The 23,545-nt window shown below is 64.3% G+C and carries 22 protein-coding genes; 8 read left to right on the top strand and 14 right to left on the bottom strand.

Annotated elements, in window-relative coordinates:
• Positions 1-76: 76 nt before the first annotated feature.
• The 3 genes from CQW49_RS07055 to CQW49_RS07045 all read right to left on the bottom strand — a co-directional run bounded on the left by CQW49_RS07055 (position 77) and on the right by CQW49_RS07045 (position 1,568).
• Positions 77-457, bottom strand: a complete 381-nt coding sequence (locus CQW49_RS07055; RefSeq protein WP_155931304.1) for a hypothetical protein — start codon at positions 455-457, stop codon at positions 77-79.
• Positions 458-589: 132 nt separating this feature from the next.
• Positions 590-895 (bottom strand): hypothetical protein, encoded by a 306-nt coding sequence (locus CQW49_RS07050; RefSeq protein WP_003611974.1) that lies wholly within the window; start codon positions 893-895, stop codon positions 590-592.
• 208 nt (positions 896-1,103) lie between these two features.
• Positions 1,104-1,568, bottom strand: a complete 465-nt coding sequence (locus tag CQW49_RS07045) for a hypothetical protein (protein WP_003611975.1) — start codon at positions 1,566-1,568, stop codon at positions 1,104-1,106.
• 238 nt (positions 1,569-1,806) lie between these two features.
• Here CQW49_RS07045 and CQW49_RS07040 point away from each other — a divergent pair, with 238 nt between their 5' ends.
• From CQW49_RS07040 to CQW49_RS07025, 4 genes are read left to right on the top strand one after another with little or no spacing between them, the layout of a single operon-like run.
• A complete protein-coding gene (locus CQW49_RS07040; protein ID WP_003611978.1) occupies positions 1,807-2,949 on the top strand; it encodes a GNAT family N-acetyltransferase in 1,143 nt (380 codons plus the stop codon).
• Complete coding sequence (locus CQW49_RS07035; RefSeq protein WP_024749914.1) at positions 2,946-3,854, top strand: class I SAM-dependent methyltransferase; 909 nt, start codon at positions 2,946-2,948, stop codon at positions 3,852-3,854. Before CQW49_RS07040 ends, CQW49_RS07035 begins: the two co-directional genes overlap by 4 nt.
• A 17-nt stretch (positions 3,855-3,871) precedes the next feature.
• Positions 3,872-4,975 (top strand): class I SAM-dependent methyltransferase, encoded by a 1,104-nt coding sequence (locus tag CQW49_RS07030; RefSeq protein ID WP_024749915.1) that lies wholly within the window; start codon positions 3,872-3,874, stop codon positions 4,973-4,975.
• A gap of 47 nt (positions 4,976-5,022) precedes the next feature.
• Entirely contained in the window at positions 5,023-6,417 is a 1,395-nt protein-coding gene (locus tag CQW49_RS07025) for a BNR-4 repeat-containing protein (protein WP_003611983.1), read from the top strand.
• Positions 6,418-6,436: 19 nt separating this feature from the next.
• On the opposite strand, the gene CQW49_RS07020 is transcribed toward CQW49_RS07025, so the two are convergent.
• The 8 genes from CQW49_RS07020 to CQW49_RS06985 all read right to left on the bottom strand — a co-directional run bounded on the left by CQW49_RS07020 (position 6,437) and on the right by CQW49_RS06985 (position 15,938).
• Positions 6,437-7,198 (bottom strand): hypothetical protein, encoded by a 762-nt coding sequence (locus CQW49_RS07020; protein WP_003611985.1) that lies wholly within the window; start codon positions 7,196-7,198, stop codon positions 6,437-6,439.
• Positions 7,195-8,262: a GSCFA domain-containing protein gene (locus CQW49_RS07015; RefSeq protein ID WP_003611987.1), complete on the bottom strand. Its 1,068-nt coding sequence runs from the start codon at positions 8,260-8,262 to the stop codon at positions 7,195-7,197. The genes CQW49_RS07020 and CQW49_RS07015 overlap by 4 nt, the downstream gene beginning before the upstream one ends.
• 170 nt (positions 8,263-8,432) lie before the next feature.
• Positions 8,433-9,140, bottom strand: a complete 708-nt coding sequence (locus CQW49_RS07010) for an FkbM family methyltransferase (protein ID WP_003611989.1) — start codon at positions 9,138-9,140, stop codon at positions 8,433-8,435.
• 31 nt (positions 9,141-9,171) lie between these two features.
• Entirely contained in the window at positions 9,172-9,882 is a 711-nt protein-coding gene (locus tag CQW49_RS07005) for a glycosyltransferase family 32 protein (protein ID WP_003611991.1), read from the bottom strand.
• A 411-nt stretch (positions 9,883-10,293) separates the two neighbouring features.
• Positions 10,294-10,644 carry a hypothetical protein gene (locus tag CQW49_RS07000; RefSeq protein ID WP_099831756.1) on the bottom strand — a complete coding sequence of 117 codons (351 nt, stop codon included), beginning with the start codon at positions 10,642-10,644 and terminating at the stop codon, positions 10,294-10,296.
• 51 nt (positions 10,645-10,695) lie between these two features.
• On the bottom strand, positions 10,696-11,025 hold the full coding sequence (locus CQW49_RS06995) for a hypothetical protein (protein WP_099831755.1): 330 nt from the start codon (positions 11,023-11,025) through the stop codon (positions 10,696-10,698).
• 14 nt (positions 11,026-11,039) lie between these two features.
• A complete protein-coding gene (locus tag CQW49_RS06990; RefSeq protein WP_157926070.1) occupies positions 11,040-11,660 on the bottom strand; it encodes a class I SAM-dependent methyltransferase in 621 nt (206 codons plus the stop codon).
• A gap of 162 nt (positions 11,661-11,822) precedes the next feature.
• On the bottom strand, positions 11,823-15,938 hold the full coding sequence (locus CQW49_RS06985; protein ID WP_003611995.1) for a glycosyltransferase family 4 protein: 4,116 nt from the start codon (positions 15,936-15,938) through the stop codon (positions 11,823-11,825).
• Between the two features lie 598 nt (positions 15,939-16,536).
• Between CQW49_RS06985 and CQW49_RS06980 the strand changes: the two genes are divergently transcribed.
• Together CQW49_RS06980 and CQW49_RS06975 are read left to right on the top strand one after the other, a co-directional pair.
• Positions 16,537-17,832, top strand: coding sequence for an adenylosuccinate synthase (locus tag CQW49_RS06980; RefSeq protein WP_003611996.1), 1,296 nt, complete (start codon positions 16,537-16,539; stop codon positions 17,830-17,832).
• Between the two features lie 31 nt (positions 17,833-17,863).
• On the top strand, positions 17,864-19,090 hold the full coding sequence (locus CQW49_RS06975; protein WP_003611997.1) for a hypothetical protein: 1,227 nt from the start codon (positions 17,864-17,866) through the stop codon (positions 19,088-19,090).
• A 202-nt stretch (positions 19,091-19,292) separates the two neighbouring features.
• Here CQW49_RS06975 and CQW49_RS06970 read toward each other — a convergent pair whose 3' ends face one another.
• Both CQW49_RS06970 and CQW49_RS06965 read right to left on the bottom strand, forming a co-directional pair.
• Positions 19,293-20,384: an ATP-dependent DNA helicase gene (locus tag CQW49_RS06970; RefSeq protein WP_003611998.1), complete on the bottom strand. Its 1,092-nt coding sequence runs from the start codon at positions 20,382-20,384 to the stop codon at positions 19,293-19,295.
• Between the two features lie 270 nt (positions 20,385-20,654).
• The gene (locus tag CQW49_RS06965; protein WP_169732076.1) at positions 20,655-20,999 is read right to left on the bottom strand and encodes a hypothetical protein; all 345 of its coding nucleotides are present in this window, start codon (positions 20,997-20,999) and stop codon (positions 20,655-20,657) included.
• 289 nt (positions 21,000-21,288) lie between these two features.
• Between CQW49_RS06965 and CQW49_RS06960 the strand changes: the two genes are divergently transcribed.
• On the top strand, positions 21,289-21,648 hold the full coding sequence (locus CQW49_RS06960) for a type II toxin-antitoxin system RelE/ParE family toxin (protein WP_346772649.1): 360 nt from the start codon (positions 21,289-21,291) through the stop codon (positions 21,646-21,648).
• Positions 21,626-21,961 carry a helix-turn-helix domain-containing protein gene (locus CQW49_RS06955; protein WP_003612000.1) on the top strand — a complete coding sequence of 112 codons (336 nt, stop codon included), beginning with the start codon at positions 21,626-21,628 and terminating at the stop codon, positions 21,959-21,961. The genes CQW49_RS06960 and CQW49_RS06955 overlap by 23 nt, the downstream gene beginning before the upstream one ends.
• 308 nt (positions 21,962-22,269) lie before the next feature.
• Here CQW49_RS06955 and CQW49_RS06950 read toward each other — a convergent pair whose 3' ends face one another.
• Positions 22,270-23,502 carry a penicillin-binding protein activator gene (locus tag CQW49_RS06950; protein ID WP_003612002.1) on the bottom strand — a complete coding sequence of 411 codons (1,233 nt, stop codon included), beginning with the start codon at positions 23,500-23,502 and terminating at the stop codon, positions 22,270-22,272.
• Positions 23,503-23,545: the final 43 nt, after the last annotated feature.

Here is a 23,545-nt window from a genome sequence, read left to right as displayed (position 1 = left end):
TGATGTCGGCGCGCGCTCACTCTCGCCGCGCGCGCCACGCGCGTCGACTGTGGAAGGAGAGAGCCGTCGGAGCGCTTCAGACGCGCGGCGGCGCGCGCGGCGAGCCGGCGTTCGCCCGGCGCGGCGAACGTCTCGCCTCGTCGCCTCGAGCGATCGAGATGCGCGAAGCCGCCGTCTCCGCCGTCGCCAAGAACGGAGCGAGCGGCGGAGGGGCGCTGTCGTCGCCGCTCATGTCGCGAGCGCCGGCGCCGCAGAAAGCGCAGCAGGGCGCGGCGTCGCCGCGATGCTGCGCCGGCGCATGGTCGTGCCCGTCGACGAAACAGGTCATCGCGGCGCGAAGATCATGCGCCGACGCGCTCACGGGGGCGGGCGACGCCGCGAGGACGAGGCCCTCGAGCACGAGCATCGATGCCAGCGCCGTCGCCAGCAAGGCGCAGAGTCGATCGGTTCGCCGCATCCAAGCCCGAATCATCTGAGAAGCCGTAATGAAAACAGTGAAGTCATCATTTCTGGCGCAATGATTCGCGTCAATCGGTCCGAACACTGAGCAAATATCGAACGGAAATAGCGGCGCAGGTCGGCTCTGCGCTCACTCCACGGCGAGGCGCTCGGCCAATTCCGTCACATCGTCCCAACTCAGGAGATGGCCCCCATCGGCCGTCTCGACATGAACACCGTCCTGCGCGACCACGGCGGAGAATTCGACATCGCCGCCGACAGGGCTGAGATAAATGATGTCGGCGCGGCGCCAGTCATAGGCGAGCGCCGTGAAATTGCGTGACAAGGTCCGACCCTCTTCGAGGGTGAGGTCGAAATAAATCTGCTCGCTCAACATCATTCGCAGCATGTCGCCGAACAAGCGGTTCGACACGCGTTTGACGAGAGGATAGCTCATGCATCTTCACCCGCTCGGGCGCTCCGCGTGACGCGGCATATCGGATGACGCAGTCAAATGGTCGTCATTGCGAGGAGTGAATCGACGAAGCAATCCAGAGCCGCCGCTCGTGACTCTGGATTGCTTCGCTACGCACGCAATGACGGCGCCGAGAGCGACCCTTGGAGGCTCGCTCTTTCAGCCCTGTCAAAGCGGCCGGATCACACCCCTAGACGATGCGAACCTCTTCGGGCTTGGCGATGAACTCCAGCCGCTCCACGCGATCGAAGTCCTCGGCCGGAATCTCGAAGACGAAGCGGTTCGGATACCAGAAATTGGCGTAGGGCAGGAACAGGCTGCTCGACGAGAAGGCGGCCACTTGCTCCGAGCCCGCGAACAGCGCCGCGTCGAAGCCGACCCCATTCGTCGGCGCCGCCGTATTGTCGCCGAACACCTCGAACTGCACGAAGAATTTGGCGGAGGCGACCCCGGCCTCGACCGTCTTGATGGCGATGACGCGCAGGTCCTGGAATCGGCGGCCGAGGACGCCATCGGTCAGAAGCTGCGGAAACTCATGCGCGCGCCCCTTCTTGACCAGAGTGGCGTCGTCCAATGGCACGCCGAGGTCGGCCAATCCGGTCGGCTTCGCGGGCGCCAATGTCACGACGGCGCGGGTCTCCTGCAATGACGGCAAGATTTGCTCCTATCCCTTTCGACGTTGGAAACCCGACCAAGACCGCGGGCCCGGACCCGCTCAGGCATTTTTCGCGCCAACTGGCCTCACGCCGGGAGCGCTCCAGCGTAGGGCAGGGGCGCGAGCGCTGTGGAGACACCGGACTATCCCGGCGCCGCCGATGCGGGCAAGTTCACCGAACCTCTCGGCTCGAGATCGGATCTGGAGCCGCGGTCGCGGACGAATCCGGAGGGCGCGATTGGCTTCTCGTTCTTGGCGGACGATTTCGGCGCAGGATTATGAGATCGCGTTCGAACGCTTCGGCGGCTCATTCGCCGTGCATCCCCGCGTCGTCGATCTGGTCTGCTCGCTCGCGCATCGGCCGGCGCACTATATGGGTCTCGCCTGCGGGTCGGATATCGTGGCCGCGGCGCCCTTATGGGGCGAGCATATCGTGGCCACGCGATCGGCGCTCGAGGCCCATGACGCGTCGCAATTGATCGATGTCGGCGATGCGGAGCTGGTGTTGCCGATCGCCGACGGCGTCCGCATCGAGCCGCCGTTCGCGGCGCGGATGGTGTCGAGTCTCCATGTCGACGACGTCGCCGGTCTCGAGCGCGATTTCTGCTCCTATCCCGGTCGCGAGTCCATCGCCAGCATCAGCGTCGTGAAAGGGCTGCGCGCGGGGACGTCTCGACAATCGCCCAAATCGCAGAAACGAAGACGTCTGCAGATCCGGCGCTTTCAAGAGCGCGGCGGCGCCTTTCATCCGTTGCGCGATTGTCCGGCGCACGAGCTCGCGGCGATCTACGAGATGCTCTATCGCAAGCGATGGGGGGAGGGCGCGTTCCTGCTGGGCGAGGATCATCTGCCGCTCGTCTTTCGCGAGCTCGGCGACATGTTGTTCGGAGACATGCTGCTCCTCGACGATCGCCCCGTCGCCATGGAGCTCGTCTATGAGACGCACACGCCGCGCTGGCTGATCGCCAATGGCGTGCAGGCCGGATATGATCCGGCCTTCATAGATCTCTCCGTCGGCAGCATTCTGCTTCATCACAATCTCGAGCGTCTCGAGGAGGAAGCGATCGCCGGCGGGCGGATGCTGCGATACAGCCTCGGCTGGAGCGACGCGCCCTATAAGGCCCAATGGGCCGTCGACGAGCCGGCTTGGCGCGTGCGCGCGCCCGTCGCAGCCGCGGTCGCAGCTGCGAGGACGCGTCCGGACGCGGCTGCTGCGGCGTCGAGCCTGCGCCATATGGTTGCATCCGTTTCCTTCGTTCTGCGCCGACGTGCGCAACGCGCCGCGAAGGCGCTCACGCGGATCGGCGCTCGCGGCCGCACATCCGCGCCGCTCGCCGAATCCGATCCTTCGGCTTTCATCGATCAAGGGATTGACGAATGATGTCCACCGACTTTTCGCGCGATGCGCTCGCCCGCTGCGTCGCCGGCGCTCTCGCGCCCAATATGGCGCTGTTCCAATTGTTCTCCTCGGCGCCGAGCGCGGAGGCGGCGCGCTGCGCTTTGGAGCAGGCGATAGCGGCGTCGCAAGGCGAGGGGCGCGCGCGGCTCCTCGACGCGCAATCTCTCTGGCGCGACACGCCGGCTGCATTCGAGCTGATCAAGGCGCTCGATGAACATTATTTCGCGCAGATCGCGCGCGCCGATCACGGCGATCACATCGCGCGGATCGCCGCCGCCTATGACGCCATCGCGGCGCTGTCGCCCTCGGGCAGCGTCGCCTCTTACAGCCTCGGACGCGAGGATCTGTTGGAGAAGGCGACTGCCGAGGTCGTCGATCATCTCAGAGCGGAAGGTCTCGCGCATGAAGGTTGCGAGGCGATCGAGATCGGCTGTGGGATCGGGCGCTTTCTCGTCGCTCTGTCGCCTCTTCTGTCGTCCATCACGGGCGTCGACGTGTCGACGAAAATGCTCGAGCATGCGCGCGAGCGCTGCGCGCGCCTCGTCAATGTCGAGCTCGTGCAGGGCGACGGCCGAGGGCTGCGGCCATTGGCGGATCGTCGCTATGATCTCGCGCTCGCCATCGATTCCTTCCCGCATATCGTGGAGGCGGGAGACGAGGCGGTCCTGTCCAATCTCTTCGACATACATCGCGTGCTGCGCCCGCAAGGGCGCTTTCTGATCTTCAACTATTCCTATCGCGGCGACGACGCGCTCGATCGCCGCGAGCTTCTGCGCCTCGCGGAACGAACGGGCTTCGATGTGCGGCGCTGTGGAGATCGTCCCTTCCGCCTTTGGGACGGAACGGTCTTCGACCTCGCAAAGGCCGAACGCCCTCCGCTGCCGTGATCCTCTGAACGACGGAGATGCAGAAATTGCACAAGACTGCGCGAAGATTGGTCGCCTGTCTCGCTCGTCTCGAGGGGCGCTTTCACTCCTGGTTCGTCGACGCCTCGCCGTTCTCGGCCTATCTGTACGACCGGAAGAACGCTCGCGAGTTCGCGAATGTTTTTTGTCACGAAGCCATGCTCGCCGACAAGGTGAGGGTCGACGCCTATCGCGAGGGGATTCGCCGAGGCGTGAAGAAGGGGGATGTCGTCGTCGACATCGGCGCTGGCTCTGGAATCCTGAGCTTCCTCGCCGCCCGGTCGGCGCAGAAAGTCTATGCGATCGAGCACGCCGATGTGATCGATATGGCGCGACGGATCGGCGCCGACAATGGGATCGGCAATGTCGAATTCATCGCGCGCAACAGCCGTGACGTCACGTTGCCTTGCCGGGCCGATGTGATCGTCCATGAGCAGATCGGCGGGGAAAATCCGCTCTCTGAAAATATGATCGCCAATCTTCTCGATGCGCGTCGCAGATTGCTGAAGCCCGGCGGCCGCATCATTCCCAATCGGTTCGACATTTTCATCGAGCCCATCCAGCTGAAGGACGAATATGCCGTCGAGCTCCTGTGGGAGATGAACATAGCGGACATCGATTTTCGCTCGACGGCGCCGGCGCGCCGGCCCATGTCCGGGGAGCAGGTCACGAGCCATGAGCGCCGGACCATCTCGGTCGCCATGGTCGAGCAATGTCTCTGCGACCCGCAGCCGATTCTGAGCTTCGATCTCGAGACGATGGAGGAAAGCGATATTCCAAACCGACTGCGTTATCGCAATATCGCCGCGCGCGACGGCCGTATCGACGGCCTGTGCATTTATTTCAAGGCGAGTTTCGCCGATGATCTCGCCATAGAGACGGCGCCGACCGGACCGGTGACGAGCTGGGCGATGCTCATGTATCGCTTGGAGCGGACGTATGTCGCGCGCGGCGAGGCGGTCGAATATGACTTGGAGATGGGGTCGATCCTGAACGACTGTTCATGGTCGTTCACATGGCTGCGACCGCAGGCCGGCCGAAGCCGATCGGGCCTCGCGGCGGCGCTGTCATTCGAGGTCGCGCGCGCGCGCGGATCGGTCTAATATGGGCCCGTCCGCCGCGGCGGGACAGGCCGGGAAGAGGGTCGACGATGATGCGTTGTGGCGTAGCTCTGTTTCGCGCAGCCGTTTTCCTGATCACGCTCACGGCGTCCGCCGGAGCCGCGGATGGCTCTTCCGAGTGCAGGAGCGTTTCGGCCCTCGACCGCGGCGGCAAGCATTTCTTCGAGCTCGGAGAAGTCTGGACCGGCGTCGGAACGAGAGTGGGCTCGGCCGCATCGAGCGACGGGCGCCTGCTCCTCGCCTATTACGATCCCGACAGATGGGTGACGATTTCCGCATTCGATCCCGGCGACGGCCGGCTCTGCTCGTTTCGCCTTCCCTCGCAATTCGATGGCTGGGACGCGCATAATCGGCTGGAGATCGCGGTCAGCTCCGATGGTCTCGCGCATGTCGTCGGCAATATGCACGCCAGCAAGATGTTCTATGCGCGGGGACCGCTCGACGACATCGGCGCCATGCGACCCGAGTCGATGATCGGCAAGGACGAGAATCGCGCCACTTATCCGGTGTTTCTGAAGGACGCCTCCGGGCGCCTGTTGTTCATGTATCGCAGCGGCGGGTCGGGCGACGGCTCTTGGCTCATGAACCAATGGGGGAATGGACGCTGGACGAGGATTGGCGAATTATTCGCCTCGCGCGACGCGCGTGATCATGCGAGCGCCTATCCCACTCCCTTCGTGCAGGGGCGCGACGGGGAGATGCACATCGCCGCCATCTGGCGGCGCAATCCCGATGTCTCGAGCAATTTCGCCATCACTTATGCGAGCACGCGCGATTTCCGCAACTGGCGCGGCGAGGGCGGCAAGACGGTCTCGGCGCCGTTGCGGCCGGAGACGATGGCGATGGTCGACAGCCCCGGCGAAGGCGCCGGCCTGCTGCAGAGCACATTGCTGCTGCGGCCGGATGGAGAGCCTGCGATCATGTATATGCGCTATGGGTCGCAGGGCGCCGACGCCGTCTTTCTCGCGACGCGCGACAGCGCGCGCAATTGGCGCTCGCGCGAGATCGTCGGCGCTGCGGAGCGTAGCTCCATCGCGGGCCGGGGCGCCATTCCCAACCTTCCGCATTTTGTCATTCTGGATCAGCAGGGCGCGAAAGTGCGCTTTCGTGTGGCGCTGGCCGGCGAGGATCGGCGCCGATTCGTGCTGGATCTGACCAGCGGCGCGATCGAGCCGGACAGCGCGCCGCCGCCGCCGTCGCGGGACATTGCGATGCCGAAGGCGCTGAAGGACGGGCTGGCGGATGTCGTCGCCTATCACGGAAAGGTGCTGAAGAACGGCGCCGAGAGCGAGAGCGTCGTCGGCGCCCTGCAATGGTTCGCGCAACGCGCCAACCATGATCGTCCGCGCGAGTGCAGCAGCAACGCGCCGCTCGCTTGCCGTCCTCCGGCCTCGCCGCTCTATTATATCCCGGATGCGCGGTGACAGGATTGCGTCGAGCGCATCAGCGGCCCGTCAGCGCCTGCTCGATCTGCTCGATGACCGCCGCGCCGTAAAGACCATTCTTGTGAAAGCCGTCATTCTTTTGGCTATAGGCGTCCGGAACCGAAGAGGGCGTTTCATCGGGAAGCGCGGGAAAGCCGAGCAAGATGGGGCGCGGGGAGATTTTGTCGAGCAGCCGTCTGGTCGCCGCATCATGCATCTCGATGAAGTCGGCGATGACATGCGGCAGGCTTTCGCCATAGCGAGCGACGAGCGACCATTCGCGATCTTGGAAGCAGAGATGCGCCGGCTTCGGCTTCGGCTGGATGATGATGGGTCCAGAAAAGATTTGCGCGATCTGTTGGATCGTGAGGAGAGAGGGAAACCCCGCCAGCCGGCTCGACAAAATCTCCGTCATCACGGCGCGAGAGACGAGCGGCAGATCGGTTGCGTCTTCGATGCGCCAGTCCGCGCATCGCGCCTCCGCGAGCGGATGCGTCAGGCTGAGAATATCCTTCGTGACCAGGGGCAGCCCAAAGGCGCTGATGACGATCGCGTCATAGGCGGCGGGGTCGACGCCGAGATGCGCCGCGCCCTCGATGTCGGTGCGAACATTCTCGGGCTTCTTCGCGAATAGTCTCCCGTCCTTCAAAAGAAGGCTCGGATGCAGGCTGCCGTGCAGCGCGAAGAACGAATAGCTGAATTCAGAGCCGGGATGGGCGCGTCCACGCGACAGACGCAGAGCAGCCAAATGGGAATTGCCGATAACGCAGACACGCTTCATTTCGAGCCGAACGCCTCCAGAAGCGCCTCTTCGCACTGCACGTCCTGTTCGTCAGGGGCGTCGCCCGCGGGCTTGTCGCGCTGTGGGCTCGATGTGGTCGCCGCGGCGCTCGGCTTGGACGATCCAAAAAAATGCGACATCACGAATTCGACGCCCTTGGGCGAAACCTCGCGGTTGTTGGGCTTGTAGAACATGCCTCTGAACACCGGCGCGGTGATGATCTCATAGGACGGAAAATAATCGACATAGTCGAGGTCGCTGGCGAGATCGCCGGCGACGGCGCGTAGGACGGATTTCGAATAGGTCGTCGCGGTCAGCACATGTTGACCGCTCGCCGTGGCGGTCAGCGGCACCGGCGACACGGTCAGCAGGAAGCGCAGATTCGGATTGATCGCGCGCGCAGCGGTCATCACCGCGAGCATGTCGTCATAGATCGAATTATAGCGGTAGTTGCAGAAGCGATGGAGTTCGTCGTCGAACGAGCCCGCGAGCGTGCCGGGGCACATCGGATAGACGACTTTCGTTTCCCCATTCACCCACCCTTCGGTCAGGCCGAAGGTGAACACGAACAGGGTCGCGGTCTCGAGCGTGCGGCGAATGGCCGCCAGCGTCGCGTCGCGCGCCGCGAACATTTCCTCCGCCGAGCAAAATCCGTCGGGCTCGATCGCGGGGCGGAACGGATCATAGACCCGACCCTTGCTCTCCCACGCCTCGCGCGATTGTGGGCGAAGGCCGAGCGCCCATTCGGTCCATTGGCGAAGCAGCGCCGCCGTATAGACGTTGCCGGTGCGAAAGGAGAACACCCCATAGCCGAATTTGCGCGCGACCGCGTCCGGCAAGCCCTGCGGCGCAGGCTCGCTGTCCATCCAATGATAACCGATCGACTGCAGCGATTTCCCGATGTGCTGGGCGAAGCAGGAGCCCGCGGTCGCAATTTTGTCATCAAGGGAGAGCGACCAATCGGCGGGCCGCAGGCCGTCGATCTCGAGAGGATTGCGGCCGCCGACGGCCGGCTGCCAGAACGCGTCTCCATCTCGAGGCAGTCGATTATAGGGGTGCGACATCCGAAATCTGACTATCCGTTCGTGGGCTCAGCGCCGACCATAGCGCTCCGACGCGAGTCCCGCAACACTCTGTTGCGCAAAGCGTCATCGCCATCGGCCGGTGAAGCTGCGCCCAAATCGGCGTCGCGCCGAAATGTGGCTGCGGACCGAGCGATCGAAACGACCGCGCGTCACGCGCGTCGCCTGGGCTTGTAATTGGCCTCCACCATCGCCTCCGAGATGAAGACGAAATTGGCGCGCCGCATATAGGGACGTCCGGTGAATACCGCTTCGCTCGCCATCTCATAAATATGGAACACGCTATAGCCGAGCGATTCCAGGAGCGACTTCATCTTCTCGATCGGCACATGGCGCCGGTTGCGCACATTCATCGACGACTCCACCTCGACCAAGCCGATCGCTTGGGCGGAGAACATGCCGACGAAGCCGAGGAGGACGTCCATATCGAGACCCTCCGTATCGATCTTGAGATAATCGATATTGCCGATCTGGTTCTGCTTGCAGAACAGATCGCCGGTAGAACTCTCGACCATCTCGACGGTGACATTGGTCTTGCCGGCTTCGGCGACGCTATTGTGAAGAGCGCCCGGCGTGTTGGTGATCTCGACGCTGCCGGCGCGCTTGCCGAGCGCCATATTGTGCAAATTGATGGATGCGATGTCGCCGATATTCTCCTTCATCATCTCGTAGGTCGCACGCACGGGCTCGAAGGAGTGGATCGTCGCTTCCGGAAACTCCTCGTGCATCTCGAATGCGGATTGTCCGATATTGGCGCCGACGTCGAAGATCATCCGGATCGGGGTCGCGTCCAGATGCTTGCGCACGAGCGGGAACAAAGGACGGGACGTGTGATAGTCGGGCTTGTGCAGCTTCTTCATGTCATATCCTCGGGCGCGACCAGACCGCGGTTTACGATTTCTGGCCCGAGCTGTCATCTGGATCGTCGAGATACAGCGACTGCGTCTTCTGCAGCTGAGACCAGTGCCGCGAGCCCGACTGATAGGAGGCGGCGACGCGCATCATGCGATCGGACCACGCCTCCTCGATGGTGAGGAAGCGGTGCGGCGGAACGCGGTTCGCGTTCTTCGCGCGGCCGAACAGACGGTTCATCAACACGAGGCCGGTCACGCTGGACAGGCTGCCGGTCATGCGTCGGTCGATTCCCGCGAGGCCTTCCTTCAGGCATTCGAGCAGGAAGGGATGGCCGGGACGCGCGCCGAGAAAGGAGTTGGTGAGATAGCCCGGCGGGCGCGGGTCGGCCAGAGGCTGATGCTCGACGAGCACCAGCTCCTCGTCGAGGAGCTCCTTCAGGAACGGGCGATTCACGAAATTCTTCAGATCGCTCCAGAAGCCGCCGAAACGATAGAGCAGGACGAGACGGATGAGGTTCGACTGCATCGTCGGAAACCGACAAATGCGGATCGCCTCGAGCACATTATGTCCTTCGAAATCGCGGAGAACGTCCTCCAGCTCCGAAATGCGCCAGAGATGGATGTCGAGATCCGGATGGTGCTTGGTCCAGGTCGCGATATTGCGTTGCACATCCTTTGGCGCGGGGTCGCTGCTCGGCGCTTCTCCGGGCGGCTCGATCCATAATTGGTGAACGATGTAGGGAATCATGTCTCTCTCGGCAGCTAGAGGAGAATTCGGTCCAGACGCATCGAAGCCGATCCTCGTAAAGAAGTTCGGCATTTGTTCGATATGAGGCGATCTCTCTGCGTCGAACTTCGTTCCTTCACGCCGCGATGCGGCGCCCCTGGCCAGTGGGCGGAAAATAGATTCATGACCAGATCGCCCCCGCAAAAGCGCGGCCGCCACCGCGCGCGAGGATGAGATGGATCGCATTCGCGCGAGCGAATTCCGTTCGATCGGAAAAGCGCTCTGGCGGCGATGACCCGGGCCGCGCGGTTTTTGACCGCCCTTTGCCGTTGCCGAAGTCGAGGAGGTGGCGCGCTCTTACCGGCGTGTTTTGGTCCGAACGCCTCGGTTCGGCTGAGTCTTTTCGCTCGTTCATGAGCCTTCGGCCTATCGTCAGCGCCGGACGGCTGTGATCAGCATCGACCGATAATAGATATCCATGGCCAATGCAACCCGATCGACATTGACCGCCCATCCGCGCGAACGCAGTTGTTGCAGGAAATCGGCGCCCGGCTCTCGATAGACGGCGAGCTTTCGACCCTTGCCGATATGGGCGAAGGCCGGCGGCGCGCGCTCGATGAGCTCGCCTTCGCGAAACTCGATCAATGTCTTCGTCGTCGCGGGGAACGGCCAGAAGAACCGATCCTGGAAGATCACCGTGGCGCCCTTGCGGGAAATGCGCTGCATCTCGTCGAGGAACCAGTCGAAGTCCGGCACGAAGCGCAGCACGTCGCGCACGAGCACGATGTCCGCGCAAGCCGTGTCCGTGGTCTCCAGCCGATCGGCGAAGCGGATCTAGAAGTCCAATTCCGACTTCGCCTCGCGCTCGGGGAACAGCGACAGGCTGCGATAATCGGGATGGGAGCCGAGCGCGTTCTTGAGGCTTCGATCGCCGGTGAAATCCAGGATCGCGCGGCCGGCCAGGCCGCCGCTCTTGGCGCTGCGCATCAGCGTCTCGCCGACGCCGCCGTCGATCAGCCGCACCAAGAGCGACGCGAGCTCATTGCTGCGAAACGACGCCTTGCAGCGGGGGCAGGGCTGGTCCTCGGCGATCGCGTCGCTCTGGGTTCCGCAGATCTGGCAGAAATACCCGAGCGCCTTGAAGTTCGTGGCTTCCACGTTCATGTCCGCCTCTCTCCTCAAAGCTTCGTCGCGACGACCGCCGGATAGCGGCCGAGCGAGCCGATCATGCGGTGGCTGTCGTAGAAATAAGCGCGCATTCCGGCTTTCGCATGCCAGTCGAGAATGTCGGCCCCGAACTCGGTGAAGGTGAGCAGCGGCTCGCCCTGCGCGGTGCGGTGATATTTCGGCTCCGCCAGATGCTCGATGCGCCCATCGATGAGCTTTGCACGCGCTGTCGAGGCGGGCGGAATCGGCCATGGGATCGGAATGGTGAAGATATGCGCCCCGCCGGGCTTCAGCACCCGGGCGATGTCCGCGATCGCCTTGCGTGGGTCCGGCAGATGCTTGAGTAGATCGCTCGTCAGCACCAGATCGACGCTCTCCTTCTCCAAGGCGCGGCGCTCGACGTCCGCGCTCGCAACCGGCTGCTGCGACTCTCCGATCGGCAGATCCTCGAACAGATAGGCCTGTTGATAGTTCGGCAGCTTCTTGAAGCGCCGCGCGAATGGGCCGTGAGCGCCTTGCTCGACGATGGCGAGCTGCGTAAACAGTTCGTTGCGCGTGAAGCGATCGAGGAAGAACTCGGTCCCATCGGCGAAATGCGAGAGAATGGCGGCCGCCTGATTGCGAAATCGCAAGGAGGCATTGCACGAGGGGCAGGCGAAATGATCTCTCGCCTGGCGAAGATCGTCGCCCTCGAAGCGGCCTTTATGACCGCAGAGGTTGCATATTCCCTCGTATGAGTAGCGTAGGGCCGTCATTCCGCAAGAGCCTCCACATTGGGTTCGCGCCTCGAGAGGTCAGCTGCAGAACCCCATATCCCTTAGTATCGGTTCCAATCGGCTTCGCCAAGAGACGCTTTCGATGATTTCGCTTCGACGCTCGGCGTCGACCTTCGGCCCGCCGCCGGCGAGCGCGACGTCGAGCTTCTCCAGAAAATCCGCATGTCCATCGGCGACGATGCTATAGGGCGCGATTTCCTCGATATTGGCCACGGCGGTGGTGATGATCGGAACATGCAGGCAGAAATACAGATACAGCTTCAACGGATTCATGTTGTTGCTGACCTCGTTGGCCACATGCGGCATCATCGCCACGTCGAAATGGCGGATGAACCGGACCGCTTCGTCATAGGGGCGGACGCCCAGGAAATGCACGTTCGGGCACTCGTCCAGCAGCCTCGCCTTGGGGAAGTTGTGCGCCGATCCGATGAGCACGACGCTCTTGTCCGGATGAGCGTCGGCGACCTTCTTGATGAGATCGATGTCGACGCGGTCGCGGAGATTGCCGACATAGCCGATGATGGGACGCGGCAGCGCGCGCAGCGCCGCCGGCATCGGCCAGCTCTCGGAGGCCTCGAAGGCTTCGGCGCCATTGGGAACGACGCGGATATCGCTGCGCAGCTCGGCGAATCCCTCCTGCACCGGCGTGCAATTGCAATAGACGAGATCGGCGCGCGACAGCGCCTCGCGATAGGCCGCCTGCAGCCGGGCGACATATCTCTCGTGCCGCGACGAGGTTCTCTGATCGTCGATGATGTCGGCGATGATCAATCCCGGATTGACGACGTCGATGATGGTGGCGAGGTCGAAGACGACGGGACACACCCACAGGATCGGATCGAAGCCGATGCCGGCCTCCGCCATGGCGGCGGAGATGAACGCCGGATAATCGCTCTTCTCCGGCAGCTTGACGCCGAGCACCTCGCGGACGTCGTCCGAGCGATAGATGAAGGCCCGCTGCGATTTATCGAGCGTGAGAAAACGCTGGATCGTGTTCATGGCGACGAGATTGCCCTGGTCGGCGACCGCGTGGCCGTTCTTTTGGATCTGCTTGTGCAGGTCCGAGCCGCTCATCGGCGCGTCGAGGTGCAGAATATTGCGGATGTGCCCCGACTCGCGCAGATATTTGAGCATCATGTCGGAGCGGCGTCCGTAGATGCCGGAGTCGTTCTGCTTCCACAGGAAGACGAGATCGCGCGGCCGCTTCTCCTGCGTGAAGCGCGTGATGCGGATGGTTCTGCGCGCAGCCTCGTCGAAGCGTTGCAGGCCGACGCCGGTGCGGCGCTCGATGAAGTCGAGCGCTTCGTCGAAACGTCGCGTGTCCGGCCTCGCCTCGGCCGCGGCGTCGATCGCCGCCTGAATGCGCGACGAGTTGAGCGCATAGGTGAATTCGGAGAGATAGAGCGAGCGGGACGCCTCGCTCTGCTTCGGCTCCGGCGGCGCCTCGGAGAATTCCTTCAGCACGGCGATCAGATCTTCGTCCGTCGCCACCGCGCGAATGGCGCCGGTGGCGATGAGATCCTCGAGCGGCGGCACCGGCGTCGCGATCACCGGCACGCCCATCGCGAGCGCGTCGGTGAGCTTGGCGGGAATTTGAAATTCGGCGACCGGCGACTCGGGATCCTGGAGAATCGGCACGAGATCGGCCATGGCGACGAGCTTGGGGAGATCGCTCCAGGGCTGGTCCGGATGCAGCGAGATGCGCGCTTTCTTATATGCCTTCAGGCGAGCGGAGAGGCGCCTGTCGGTGATCGTGCCGATCACGCAGAGCTTGACGTCGGGCGCGTCTATGCTCTCGAGCGCGTCGGCGATGGTGAATATGCCTTTGTGCGCGCGCGGCGTGCCGAGGAAGAGGATGATGCGGTCCTTCGGTCCGAAGCCGAAAGCGGCGCGAGTCGCGGCGCGGTCATAGAGCGCCGGATCGAACAACGTCTCGTCGCGGCCGTGGCGGACCATCTCGCCGCCGAACTTGCGCTGCAGAGCGACATTGGAGACGGTCACCGCATCGGCGTTGTCGATCAACGTCTCGCACAGCCGCGTCCACAGCTCGGAATGCGGCGTGTCGATCGCCTCCTCGTTCTCGAGCGCCTGCGCGCAGAACGATTCGAAGTCGATCGGATCGTGATTGGGGAAGAAGGAGAGCTCATGGTCGTCCACGTCGACGACCATGCGGCAGCCGCTCGCGAGCTTGATCAGAGCGCCGAGCAGCAGGCTCGGCAGTCTCGGCTTGCTGACATAGACGACGTCATAGTTCTTCGAGCCGGCGATCTGCTTGGCCTGCTCGACGAGATCGCGCAGACGCTCGGCCTCGAACGTGCGCATCGTCATCGGCGAGTTGGCGATCGGGCCCCACAGCTTGCCGCCATAGCGCGCAAACAGCGGGCCGACCAGCTCGACATTGTAGCGGCTGGCCAGCATGTCGGCGAGAAGATAGGCGCGCCCCGCGGGATTATGGCCCATGTCCCAGGAGACCACGACGGCGTTCTTGCGGCCCGGCTGGTGCTCTCGACGCGCGACCGGGCTGCTGCTCTTCTCGGCCATCTTCTCCGCGATCTTGGCGCGTTCGGCGCGCCGCCGAAACACCATGGGCAGCTTGCGCGTCTCTGCGGGCCGCGCTTCCGTCGGCTTCGGCGCGCCCGCGGCCATCGCCGGGCTCAGGGGGAGAGCGGCCTTATGCGGTCCGGCGGTGACCGAGACGACGAGATCGGCGGCGCCGACGAGGTCGCTCGGCAGCGGAGCCGAAAAGGCGAACGCCTTGCCCCCGCGCGCGTCGGCGCGCGGCTCCGCCGCGACGAAGCGGCCGAGCGGACGGCCGTTGACCTCGATCTCCAGCTCGACGGGCCGGTCTGGCAGCCAGCGCCAGACGGCCCAGCCGCGCACCGAGTCCGAGACGCTCTCGATCTCGCCGTCGAGCGCGCCGCAGGAGGACAGCGGCAGGGTGGAGACGACCTCCGCGCCATACACGAGGCCGATCGTCGGCGGCGCGGCGAAGAAGCCCAATTGCGGGTCCTGCGCGGCCAGCGCCGCGACGAGCTTCTCGAGCCCGATCTCGAAGCCGACGCGGTTGCTGTCGTAATAGAGGAATTTCAGATCGGGGCGGGGAAGGTCCGGCTCGACGCGCATCAGCTCGAGGTCGCCTTGCTTCAACAGCGCCGGGCGCTTGTCCTTGACGTTCTGATCGGCGAGCCAGCCGAACAGCACGCCCTTGGCGTTGACGCCCTCGAGGCGTCCGCGCGCGGAATCCGGCTTCGTGCGCAGCTGAGCGTCGGCGCGAAGCTCGGCGCCGCCTCCATCCAGCGACACGACGAGCTTGCCCGGATCGATGTCGGGGAGCCGGACATAGGCCGTGAAAGCGCAATTGCCGTCGCCCTTCCTGGCCTTGACCAAATCATCGCGGCTCGAGCGGACCAGCCGGCAGTCGATTCGCTTGCGATCGTAATAGATGTCGAAGCGCGACGGGAACGTGCCGGTCTTGCGATCGAGCGCCCAGCCGGTCACGGCGGACAGCTCGTTGCCGACGACGAGCTCCTCGAGGCGGCCCTCATAGGCGCGCCCGAGCTGCGTCGACGAAGGAGCCGTCCGGCTCTCTGCAGCCTCGGCGGAGGCGGCGCCTTTGTCCCTGGTCGTGACGAAATGGTAGAAGGGGCTGACGTTCGCAGCGGCGATATGCGGATGCGCCCGCAGATATTCGGAGGTCGAGAAGGCCCGGTTCGGCTCGAATCCCTTGCGCCAGCCGACCGTCAGATAATGCTCGAGAGCCGTGTCGATCGGCACCGAATAGCGTTTGCTGTAGTAGCTCGGATCGAACTCGGGCTCGATCACGCGGCGCTGCACCTCGACGAGCTCTTGCTCGGACTCCGGGAATTTGCGCAGCTCGCCGTCGTCCTTGTGCTGAGAATAATGCGTCAGGGGATTTTCGGACAGGCGTCCACCGAGGTTGCGGTCCTTGTAGAACAGCGTATGAAAGGAGGAGGACGGATTGCGGCCTTCGCGCCAGCCGTGATTCACGAAGTGAATAAAGGGGTCCATGCCAGCATTCTTGACATCCGGATAAGCATTTAAGTAATATTGGGCATCAAAATAAGACTTTTCTTCTTGGCGCGACTGGAGAATTCGTGAAAAAAGTCGAAACACTGCTTGATCCCCTCGTTGCTTGTCTGTGACGCTCAGAATTCCAGAGCGGGACATCAGAACAGTTCGACGCCTCGGGAGAGGCTCTATCCTCTGCGAAACCGCAGCGATCGACACGTTCTCGACGTTGAGAAGCTCCCGGTCCGTCCTGACCCGATGCGATCTCGCATGGTCGTGGCGAGAGCGAGGCGTTGCGATCGGGATCACTCACGCCGGGGTTTCATTCACGCAAAGAGTCCATAGACCTGTCGATAGCACAGACAACGCTTTGTCGGCAATCGTCAAACGGGCGGCGGCGTCCCCGCTCCCGCTTCGCCCTGCGCGGCGCGGCGGCCGCTGGTTTTCGGGGTCCAATCAGAGGCCTTCGACGAAGACGACCAGTCCCGGCGCCGCCGCGCGGCGCCGAATGCGCGTCGACGATCGGTTCCAGCGTCGTGGCCGCGCTCGTCGCGGGCGGTGGAATGAGCATTGCCGATCTGGAGTCCGCGCGCCGATCGGCTTTGACCTCGCTCCCATATTGCGGTAGATCATCTTGGTAACGAGCCCTGGCGTTACGCGCCGGGGCTTTCGCGCGTTTGTAAGGGATCGAAGGCGAAAGCCGATGGCGAATGTGGTGGTGGTCGGGGCCCAATGGGGCGACGAGGGCAAAGGCAAGATCGTCGATTGGCTCTCGCTCGAGGCCGATGTCGTGGTGCGCTTCCAGGGCGGCCACAACGCCGGCCATACGCTCGTCATCAACGGCAAGACCTATAAGCTCGCGCTGCTGCCCTCCGGCATCGTGCGGCCGGGCAAGCTCTCAGTCATCGGCAATGGCGTCGTCGTCGATCCGCATTTCCTCGTCGGCGAGATCGAGCGGCTGCGCGAGCAGGGCGTCGCGATCGGCCCGGACAATTTCAAGATCGCCGAGAATGCGCCGCTCATCCTCTCGTTGCATCGCGAGCTCGACGCGCATCGCGAGGAGGCCGCCGGCAATGGCGTGAAGATCGGCACCACCAAGCGCGGCATCGGCCCCGCTTACGAGGACAAGGTCGGGCGCCGCTCCATTCGCGTGATGGATCTCGCCGAGCCCGACACTCTCGACGACAAGATCACGCGGCTGCTCGCCCATCACAATCCGCTGCGGCGCGGCCTCGGCCTTCCCGAGATCGAGGCCGCGGCTCTGCGCGAGGAATTGCTCAGCGTCGCGCCGAAGATTCTGCCCTTCATGGATGCGGTGTGGGAGCTGCTCGCCGAGGAGCGCCGCGCCGGCAAACGCATCTTGTTCGAGGGCGCGCAGGGCGTGCTGCTCGATGTCGATCACGGCACTTATCCTTATGTGACCTCCTCCAACACCGTCGCCGCGGCGGCGGCGAGCGGCTCGGGCCTCGGACCCGGCGCCATCGGATATGTGCTCGGCATCGCCAAGGCCTATACGACGCGCGTCGGCGGCGGTCCGTTCCCGACCGAGCTGACCGACGCCATCGGCGAGCTGATCGGCGACCGCGGCCATGAGTTCGGCACCAACACCGGGCGGCGGCGGCGCTGCGGCTGGTTCGACGCGGTGCTGACGCGGCAGGTGGTCAAGACCTCGGGGATCAACGGCATAGCGCTGACCAAGCTCGATATTCTGGACGGTCTCGAGGAAATCAAAGTCTGCACCCATTATCTTCTCGACGGCGTCCGCATCGATCGCCTGCCCGCCTCGCAGGCGGCGCAGGCGCGGGTGGTCCCGGTCTATGAGACGATCGAGGGATGGAAGGGAACGACCGGGGGGGCGCGCTCCTGGGCCGATCTTCCCGCTCAGGCGATCAAATATGTGCGGCGCATCGAGGAGCTGATCGGCGCGCCGGTCGCGCTTCTATCGACGAGCCCTGAACGAGACGACACGATTCTCGTGCAAAATCCGTTCGAGGATTGACGCGAATCGCTCGAAATGGTCTTGAAGTGGCATGGCTGACTACTACTCGCTGCTCTCCCGCGCGGTCGCGTCTCTGCCGCAGTCCGCGCCCGAGTCTCGTCAGGCTGTCTATGAGCGCGCCCGCAAGGCGCTGTTCAAGCAGCTGCGCAGCATTCAGCCTCCGGTCGCCGAAGGGGACATAGAGTCCGAGGGCCGGGCGCTCGACGAAGCTATCGCCAGGGTGGAGCTGGAGGCGGTTCGCGGCGGCGAGCGGCCGGTCGAGCGCAAGGAGCCTCCCGCTCCGCCGCCATCCGCGCCGCTGCGCGTCGCCACAGAGCGGCCCGCCGCTCCGACGCCGCCGCCGGGCGAGCCCGTCGCGCCGCCGCCGGAAATCGAGCGGAGCGCCGAGCCGCCTCTGCGAGAGGAAGGGTCGACGCCCTCGGCGTCGCAGCGTCCGGCTGCGCCGCTGCCCTCGCTGCCGGAGCCGACGAGCAATTCACGGCGCATTCTGGTCATCGCCGGCGTGCTGGCGGCCGTGGTCGCGCTGGTGGCGCTGCTGGCGCTGCAGTTTCGCGAACGGCCCGAGGATCTCGCCAAGCTGGCGCCGGAGCCGCAGACCGCCGAGGAGCCGGAGGAGGGCGCCAAACTTTCCGACCGCGTCGGCGGGGCCGAGCCGGCGGCGCCGGCCGAGACCGGCAGGGCGCCCGATCAGGGGCAGAAGGCGCAACCCGTCGCCGTGGCGCAGAAGGCCGAGCTATGGGTGGCCGCGCCCGAGGAGGCGAGCAAGGTCAAGACCTTTCCGGGCACGGTGATCTGGCGGCTGGAGAGCCTGCCGTCCGGCGCCGAGCAGGCGCTGACGCCGGCTATTCGCGGCGACATCGACATTCCCGGCGCGAAGATGAAAGCCGCGCTGGTCATCCAGAAGAATTTCGATCCGGCGCTCTCCGCCTCGCATACGATCAATGTGTCGTTCCAATTCGCGCCGGGCGGCGAGCTCAAAGGGGTGAAGACCATCGCGCCGCTGCAGATGCGCCGTCCCGAGGCGCAGTCGGGCGAGCAGATATCGGGCGTTCTGGTGCCGATCACCGAGAATAATTTTCTGCTGGGCCTTCTCCCCGGCAATCCCGAGGCGCGCAATCTGACGCTGCTGCGCGCGCCGCTGATCATCGACCTGCCGATGCAGCTCGAGAACGGCCGCGCCGCGACCATCGCGCTGGAGAAGGGCCCCGCCGGCGAGCGCGTGTTCCTCGACGCGCTGGACGCCTGGGCGGGGAAGTAGGGCCGGGCGCTCTTCCTTCTCCCGCTTGCGGGAGAAGGTGGCCCCGCGAAGCGGGGTCGGATGAGGGTCCGCGCCGTTAACGCACATTCTTGAGGATACAGCACAGCGCCTTTTTCTGAAAGCGCCCTCATCCGACCCTCGCTGACGCGAGGGCCACCTTCTCCCGCCTTGCGTGAGAAGGGGCGCACCTTCTCGCTCCCGCCTACATCACCACCGTCAGCCGCTGCGCCGCGCGGGTGACGCCGGTATAGAGCCAGCGGGCGCGGTGCTCGCGGAAGGCGTGGGACTCGTCGAACAATGCGACATTGTCCCATTGCGAGCCCTGCGCCTTGTGGACGGTCAGCGCATAGCCATAATCGAACTCGTCCGAATCCTTGCGCTGCGCATAAGGGATCTCCTCGCCGCCGCCGTCGAAGAATTGCGGCAGCACGCCCACCCTTTGCAGCTTGCCGGCCGTCTCCTCCGATTCGACCAGCAGCCGCACCTTGCCGCGCCGCACCGCGCCGGCGCTCTTCACCGCGAACAGCGCGCCGTTGAGCAGGCCCTTCTTGCGGTTGTTGCGCAGGCAGACGAGCTTCTCGCCGGTCTGCGGCAGCGCGCCGGAGAAGCCGCGCAACTGGCGCAGCCGCGCATTATAGGCGCGGCGCGTGCGGTTGAGGCCGACGAGCACCTGATCGGCGCCGGTGACGAGCGACGGATCGAGCCCGTCGCGCCGCACCACCTGCGTCTCGCCATAGACGCCATAGTCGAGCCGGCCGCCCTCGCGAATGATCATCGACAGGCGCACGATCGGATTATCGGCGGCCTGACGATGCACCTCGGTCAGCATCACATCGGGCTCGGCCTCGGTGAAGAAGCCGCCGCCCTTCACCGGCGGCAATTGCGCCGGATCGCCGAGCACCAGCACTTTCTTGCCGAAGGAGAGGAGGTCGCGGCCCAATTCCTCGTCGACCATGGAGCATTCGTCGATGATGATCAGCGTCGCCTTGGCCGCCTCGCTCTCCTCGTTCAGCTCGAAGCTCGGCTCCTCGGTCTCCGAATCGGTGGCGCGATAGATGAGGCTGTGAATGGTGCGCGCGTCCTTGCAGCCCTTGGAGCGCATGACCAGCGCCGCCTTGCCGGTGAAGGCGCCGAACACGACCTCGCCGTCGACGCTCTCGGCGATATGGCGCGCGAGCGTCGATTTGCCGGTCCCGGCATAGCCGAACAGGCGGAAGAGCTGAGCGCGCGGTTCCTTCAGCCAAGCGGCGACGGCGGAGAGGGCGCGCTCCTGTTCGGGAGACCAGACGGGCATGGGAAGAATACTCGATTTGAGGCGCTGGTCAGAATGGCGGAAGCGGCGCCTATCGGCAAGGTTCGCGCGCGTGGGGGGCGCGGTCGGTTCGAATGCCGCGCCAGGAGCCGATGTTCGCACGCGTTCCATATAACTGGCTTATGCGCGAGCGGCGACGCCCCGCGCCCGACGAGGGGGCGCGGGTTCCATATTTGGCGCTCATGCGAAGGGGTAGAACGCCGCGCCCGACGTGGTGTGCGGTTTCATATCGCTGCGTGATGCGATTGATCGCTATTCAATAGCCGTCCTAACGCGGTTAACACCGCCAGCTTTTTCCCATGCTTTGTAACGGTGATTCGCAGCGCCGAAACTGATGTTCATGAGTTCCGAAACAGCATAGCGAGTTTTCCCGGCATCAAAATAGCGATAGCAAATTTCGATTCCGCGTTTCGTCAGCTTTTCTATGCCGCCAACTTCGTATTTATTTGCTGGGTCTTTGGGATCAAATTCAGAAGTGTCAGCACTCTCTTCTGGCACAAGCAGAAGCCTAAGGCGCTCTAAAGCAGAGGTGATGTTGTCGATGGCCGCACCAATGGCAGCGGGGTCGTAGGGAGGCAGGTTGGCGGATGGCGACATAATTGACTCCTTGGAGGATTCGGCTTGAACTACAGCCTTCTATAGGTACCTTAAGGAGGTAATGTCAATCCCCTTCCATAACCTAGTTACAGAAAATGATTTGACTCCCGCTACGTGCGCAATTCAAGACTTTTGCAACACGCGCCGCGCCCTTGCTTATCAAGGGTTTCCAGCGTGTCAAAAGTTCGGTGCGAAAGTCGCGTGCAATCCCGGTTGAAATTGTGGTTCAAAGCGCTATAGTTTATAGCGCTATGGGGGCGCGGTGCGCGTTTTCAAAATCAGATGGTTTGTGCGGTTCGCCCGCGGCGAGCGGATCGACGACGAGAGTCTGAGCGAAGCGATCACCCGCGCCGCGCGGGGCCTCGTCGATGCCGATTTGGGAGGCGGCCTGATCAAGCAGCGCGTCGCCCGGCGCGGCCGAGGACGTTCCGGCGGCTATCGGATGATCATCGCCTATCAGGAGAAGGAGCGCGCCGTTTTCCTATACGGGTTCGCCAAGAACGAGAGGGAAAACATCGAACCGGACGAATTGGAGGATTTGCGCCTCGTGGCGCGCGGATGGCTCGAGGCGACAGCGGAACGCATCGAGGCGGCCATCGCGGACGGAGCGCTTCAGGAGGTGCAACATGACGAAGAAAGCAACGCCTAGCCGTTTGCGCGAAGCTCTTCTCGAAACGGCGGGAGACATGCGCCGCCTCGGAATCATGGACGCGACGACGCATGAAAAGATCACTCTGCGTCAGCTCGGAAAGGGCGCCACGCCCGAGCTCGCGCCGTTCACGGGCGAAGAAATCCGGAGCCTGCGTGAAAAGGCGCGGTTGAGCCAAGCGGTCTTCGCTCGCTATCTCAACCTCACCGTCGGCTATGTTTCGCAGTTGGAGCGCGGCGCAAAGCGGCCCAGCGGCCCAGCCCTCGTTTTGCTCGATCTCATCCGCCGCAAGGGCATGGAAGCGATTCTCTAGTTCTACTGCGTCACATGATCGCAAATGCATCAAGAGCAGTGTCTTTTGACGCATCCCAACGAAAATGGGGCTCGGCATTGCGAGTGAAACGAAGCAATCCTTCAGCCGTGGGGCGGCATCTTCCGATATTTCGCGGCGGCTCTGGATTGCTTCGTCGCTACGCTCCTCGCAATGACGCTACCCCGATGATCGCGGGCTTGTTGTGACACAGTTAGAACTAGAGCGCTTGCCGAGAAGGTTTTCTGCGAGACGGTCACTGGATGACGGCATTGGTTCACCGACATAATGCCCGTTATCGTCCCCCATTCTCACGCCCCATTCCCGGTAAAACTCCGCGGCGCCGGCGCCAGCACCTTCGCCGCGCCGCCCGAGATCTCCAGCACCGACAGGCCGCGGTCGTTCGACCCATCCGCCTTGAAGCGGAACACGCCGTCGGCGCCGTTGAAGCCCGACGGATTGGTGAGCACATTTTCCGAATAGCGCTGCGAGCCCTGGCTGCGCGAGAGCGCGATGGCGAGCGACACCGCGTCATAGGCGAGCGTCGCGATGCGCGCCGGATCGGCGTTGAACTTGGCGCGATAGCGCTGCGCCAGCGCGTTGAAGCCGGCGTTCTCCGGCGCGACGAACCAGGCGCCCTGCAGCGCCGGCAGCTTCAACACGCGCGCGTCGTTCCAGAGGCCGGTGCCGAGAATCTGAATGCGTTTCGTGTCGATATTGGCCGCCATCAATTCGCGCGAGACGGCGGTCATCGCCTCCGCCTGCTCGGGGATGAATAGAGCGTCGATCTGCTCGCTCGCGGCGGCGATGCGCTGCACGGAGGGCTGCAGGGCGCCCGGCTTGTAGCGCTCTATGGTGAGCACGCGCAGATCATGCTCGGCGGCGCTCTGCTGGAACTGCGCCAGCGCGACATTGCCGTAATCGCCCTCGGGCGCCAGCACGGCGACCGATTTCTTGCCGCGCTCGGCGGCATAGCCGACGACGCGCTGCACATAGGATTCGACCTGGAAGGACAGGAGATAGACGCCGTGGCCGCCCACCGAGGCGTCGGTCGAGAAGGCGATCACCGGCTTGCCCGCGTCGCGCGCGACCCGCGCCGCCTCGCGCACCGAGCCGGAGAACACCGGGCCGATGACGATCTCGGCGCCCTCGTTCAGCGCCGCCTGCGTCGCCTGCGCGGCGCCGGCGGGCGTCGAATGATCGTCCTTGACCAGAATGGTCACGTCATTGGCGCCGCTCTCGGCATAGGCGAGCTTGGCGGCGTTGCGCAGCGAGGCGCCCACCTGGCTCGGCCCGGAGGCCTGGCTCAGCGGCACGATCAGCGCGATGCGCGTCGCGCCGGTGCCGATCTGCTCGCTGCCGTCGGTGAGCGGGCCGACCTCGACCGCGCCGAGCGGCGCCGCGAGCTTCGTGTCGCGCGCGCCGGGAACGCCGGGGCCGGAGAGCGGATTGCAGGCGATGAGCGACAGCGCCGCGCCGAGCAGGAGCAGCGCGCGCGCCGTGCTCGCGATTCCGCGCCGCGAAGATTCGCCGACATGACCCATGATTCGAACCAAGCCTCCCGCCCGAACGGCGCGTGACACGAAA

This window comes from Methylosinus trichosporium OB3b, assembly GCF_002752655.1.
Taxonomy (GTDB): Bacteria; Pseudomonadota; Alphaproteobacteria; order Rhizobiales; family Beijerinckiaceae; genus Methylosinus; species Methylosinus trichosporium.
This window is presented reverse-complemented; position numbering and strand designations above follow the sequence as displayed.

Bases quoted from the DNA above. Each gene is read 5' to 3' on its own strand.
- CQW49_RS07015 (WP_003611987.1), bottom strand. From the start codon at position 8,262: ATGTCGCACCCCTATAATCGACTGCCTCGAGATGGAGACGCGTTCTGG.
- CQW49_RS07005 (WP_003611991.1), bottom strand. From the start codon at position 9,882: ATGATTCCCTACATCGTTCACCAATTATGGATCGAGCCGCCCGGAGAA.
- CQW49_RS07055 (WP_155931304.1), bottom strand. From the start codon at position 457: ATGCGGCGAACCGATCGACTCTGCGCCTTGCTGGCGACGGCGCTGGCA.
- CQW49_RS07020 (WP_003611985.1), bottom strand. From the start codon at position 7,198: ATGAAGCGTGTCTGCGTTATCGGCAATTCCCATTTGGCTGCTCTGCGT.
- CQW49_RS06950 (WP_003612002.1), bottom strand. From the start codon at position 23,502: ATGGGTCATGTCGGCGAATCTTCGCGGCGCGGAATCGCGAGCACGGCG.
- CQW49_RS06965 (WP_169732076.1), bottom strand. From the start codon at position 20,999: ATGTCGCCATCCGCCAACCTGCCTCCCTACGACCCCGCTGCCATTGGT.
- CQW49_RS07030 (WP_024749915.1), top strand. From the start codon at position 3,872: ATGCAGAAATTGCACAAGACTGCGCGAAGATTGGTCGCCTGTCTCGCT.
- CQW49_RS07025 (WP_003611983.1), top strand. From the start codon at position 5,023: ATGATGCGTTGTGGCGTAGCTCTGTTTCGCGCAGCCGTTTTCCTGATC.
- CQW49_RS06980 (WP_003611996.1), top strand. From the start codon at position 16,537: ATGGCGAATGTGGTGGTGGTCGGGGCCCAATGGGGCGACGAGGGCAAA.
- CQW49_RS07035 (WP_024749914.1), top strand. From the start codon at position 2,946: ATGATGTCCACCGACTTTTCGCGCGATGCGCTCGCCCGCTGCGTCGCC.
- CQW49_RS07010 (WP_003611989.1), bottom strand. From the start codon at position 9,140: ATGAAGAAGCTGCACAAGCCCGACTATCACACGTCCCGTCCTTTGTTC.
- CQW49_RS06970 (WP_003611998.1), bottom strand. From the start codon at position 20,384: ATGCCCGTCTGGTCTCCCGAACAGGAGCGCGCCCTCTCCGCCGTCGCC.
- CQW49_RS07050 (WP_003611974.1), bottom strand. From the start codon at position 895: ATGAGCTATCCTCTCGTCAAACGCGTGTCGAACCGCTTGTTCGGCGAC.
- CQW49_RS06955 (WP_003612000.1), top strand. From the start codon at position 21,626: ATGACGAAGAAAGCAACGCCTAGCCGTTTGCGCGAAGCTCTTCTCGAA.
- CQW49_RS06995 (WP_099831755.1), bottom strand. From the start codon at position 11,025: ATGAACGTGGAAGCCACGAACTTCAAGGCGCTCGGGTATTTCTGCCAG.
- CQW49_RS06975 (WP_003611997.1), top strand. From the start codon at position 17,864: ATGGCTGACTACTACTCGCTGCTCTCCCGCGCGGTCGCGTCTCTGCCG.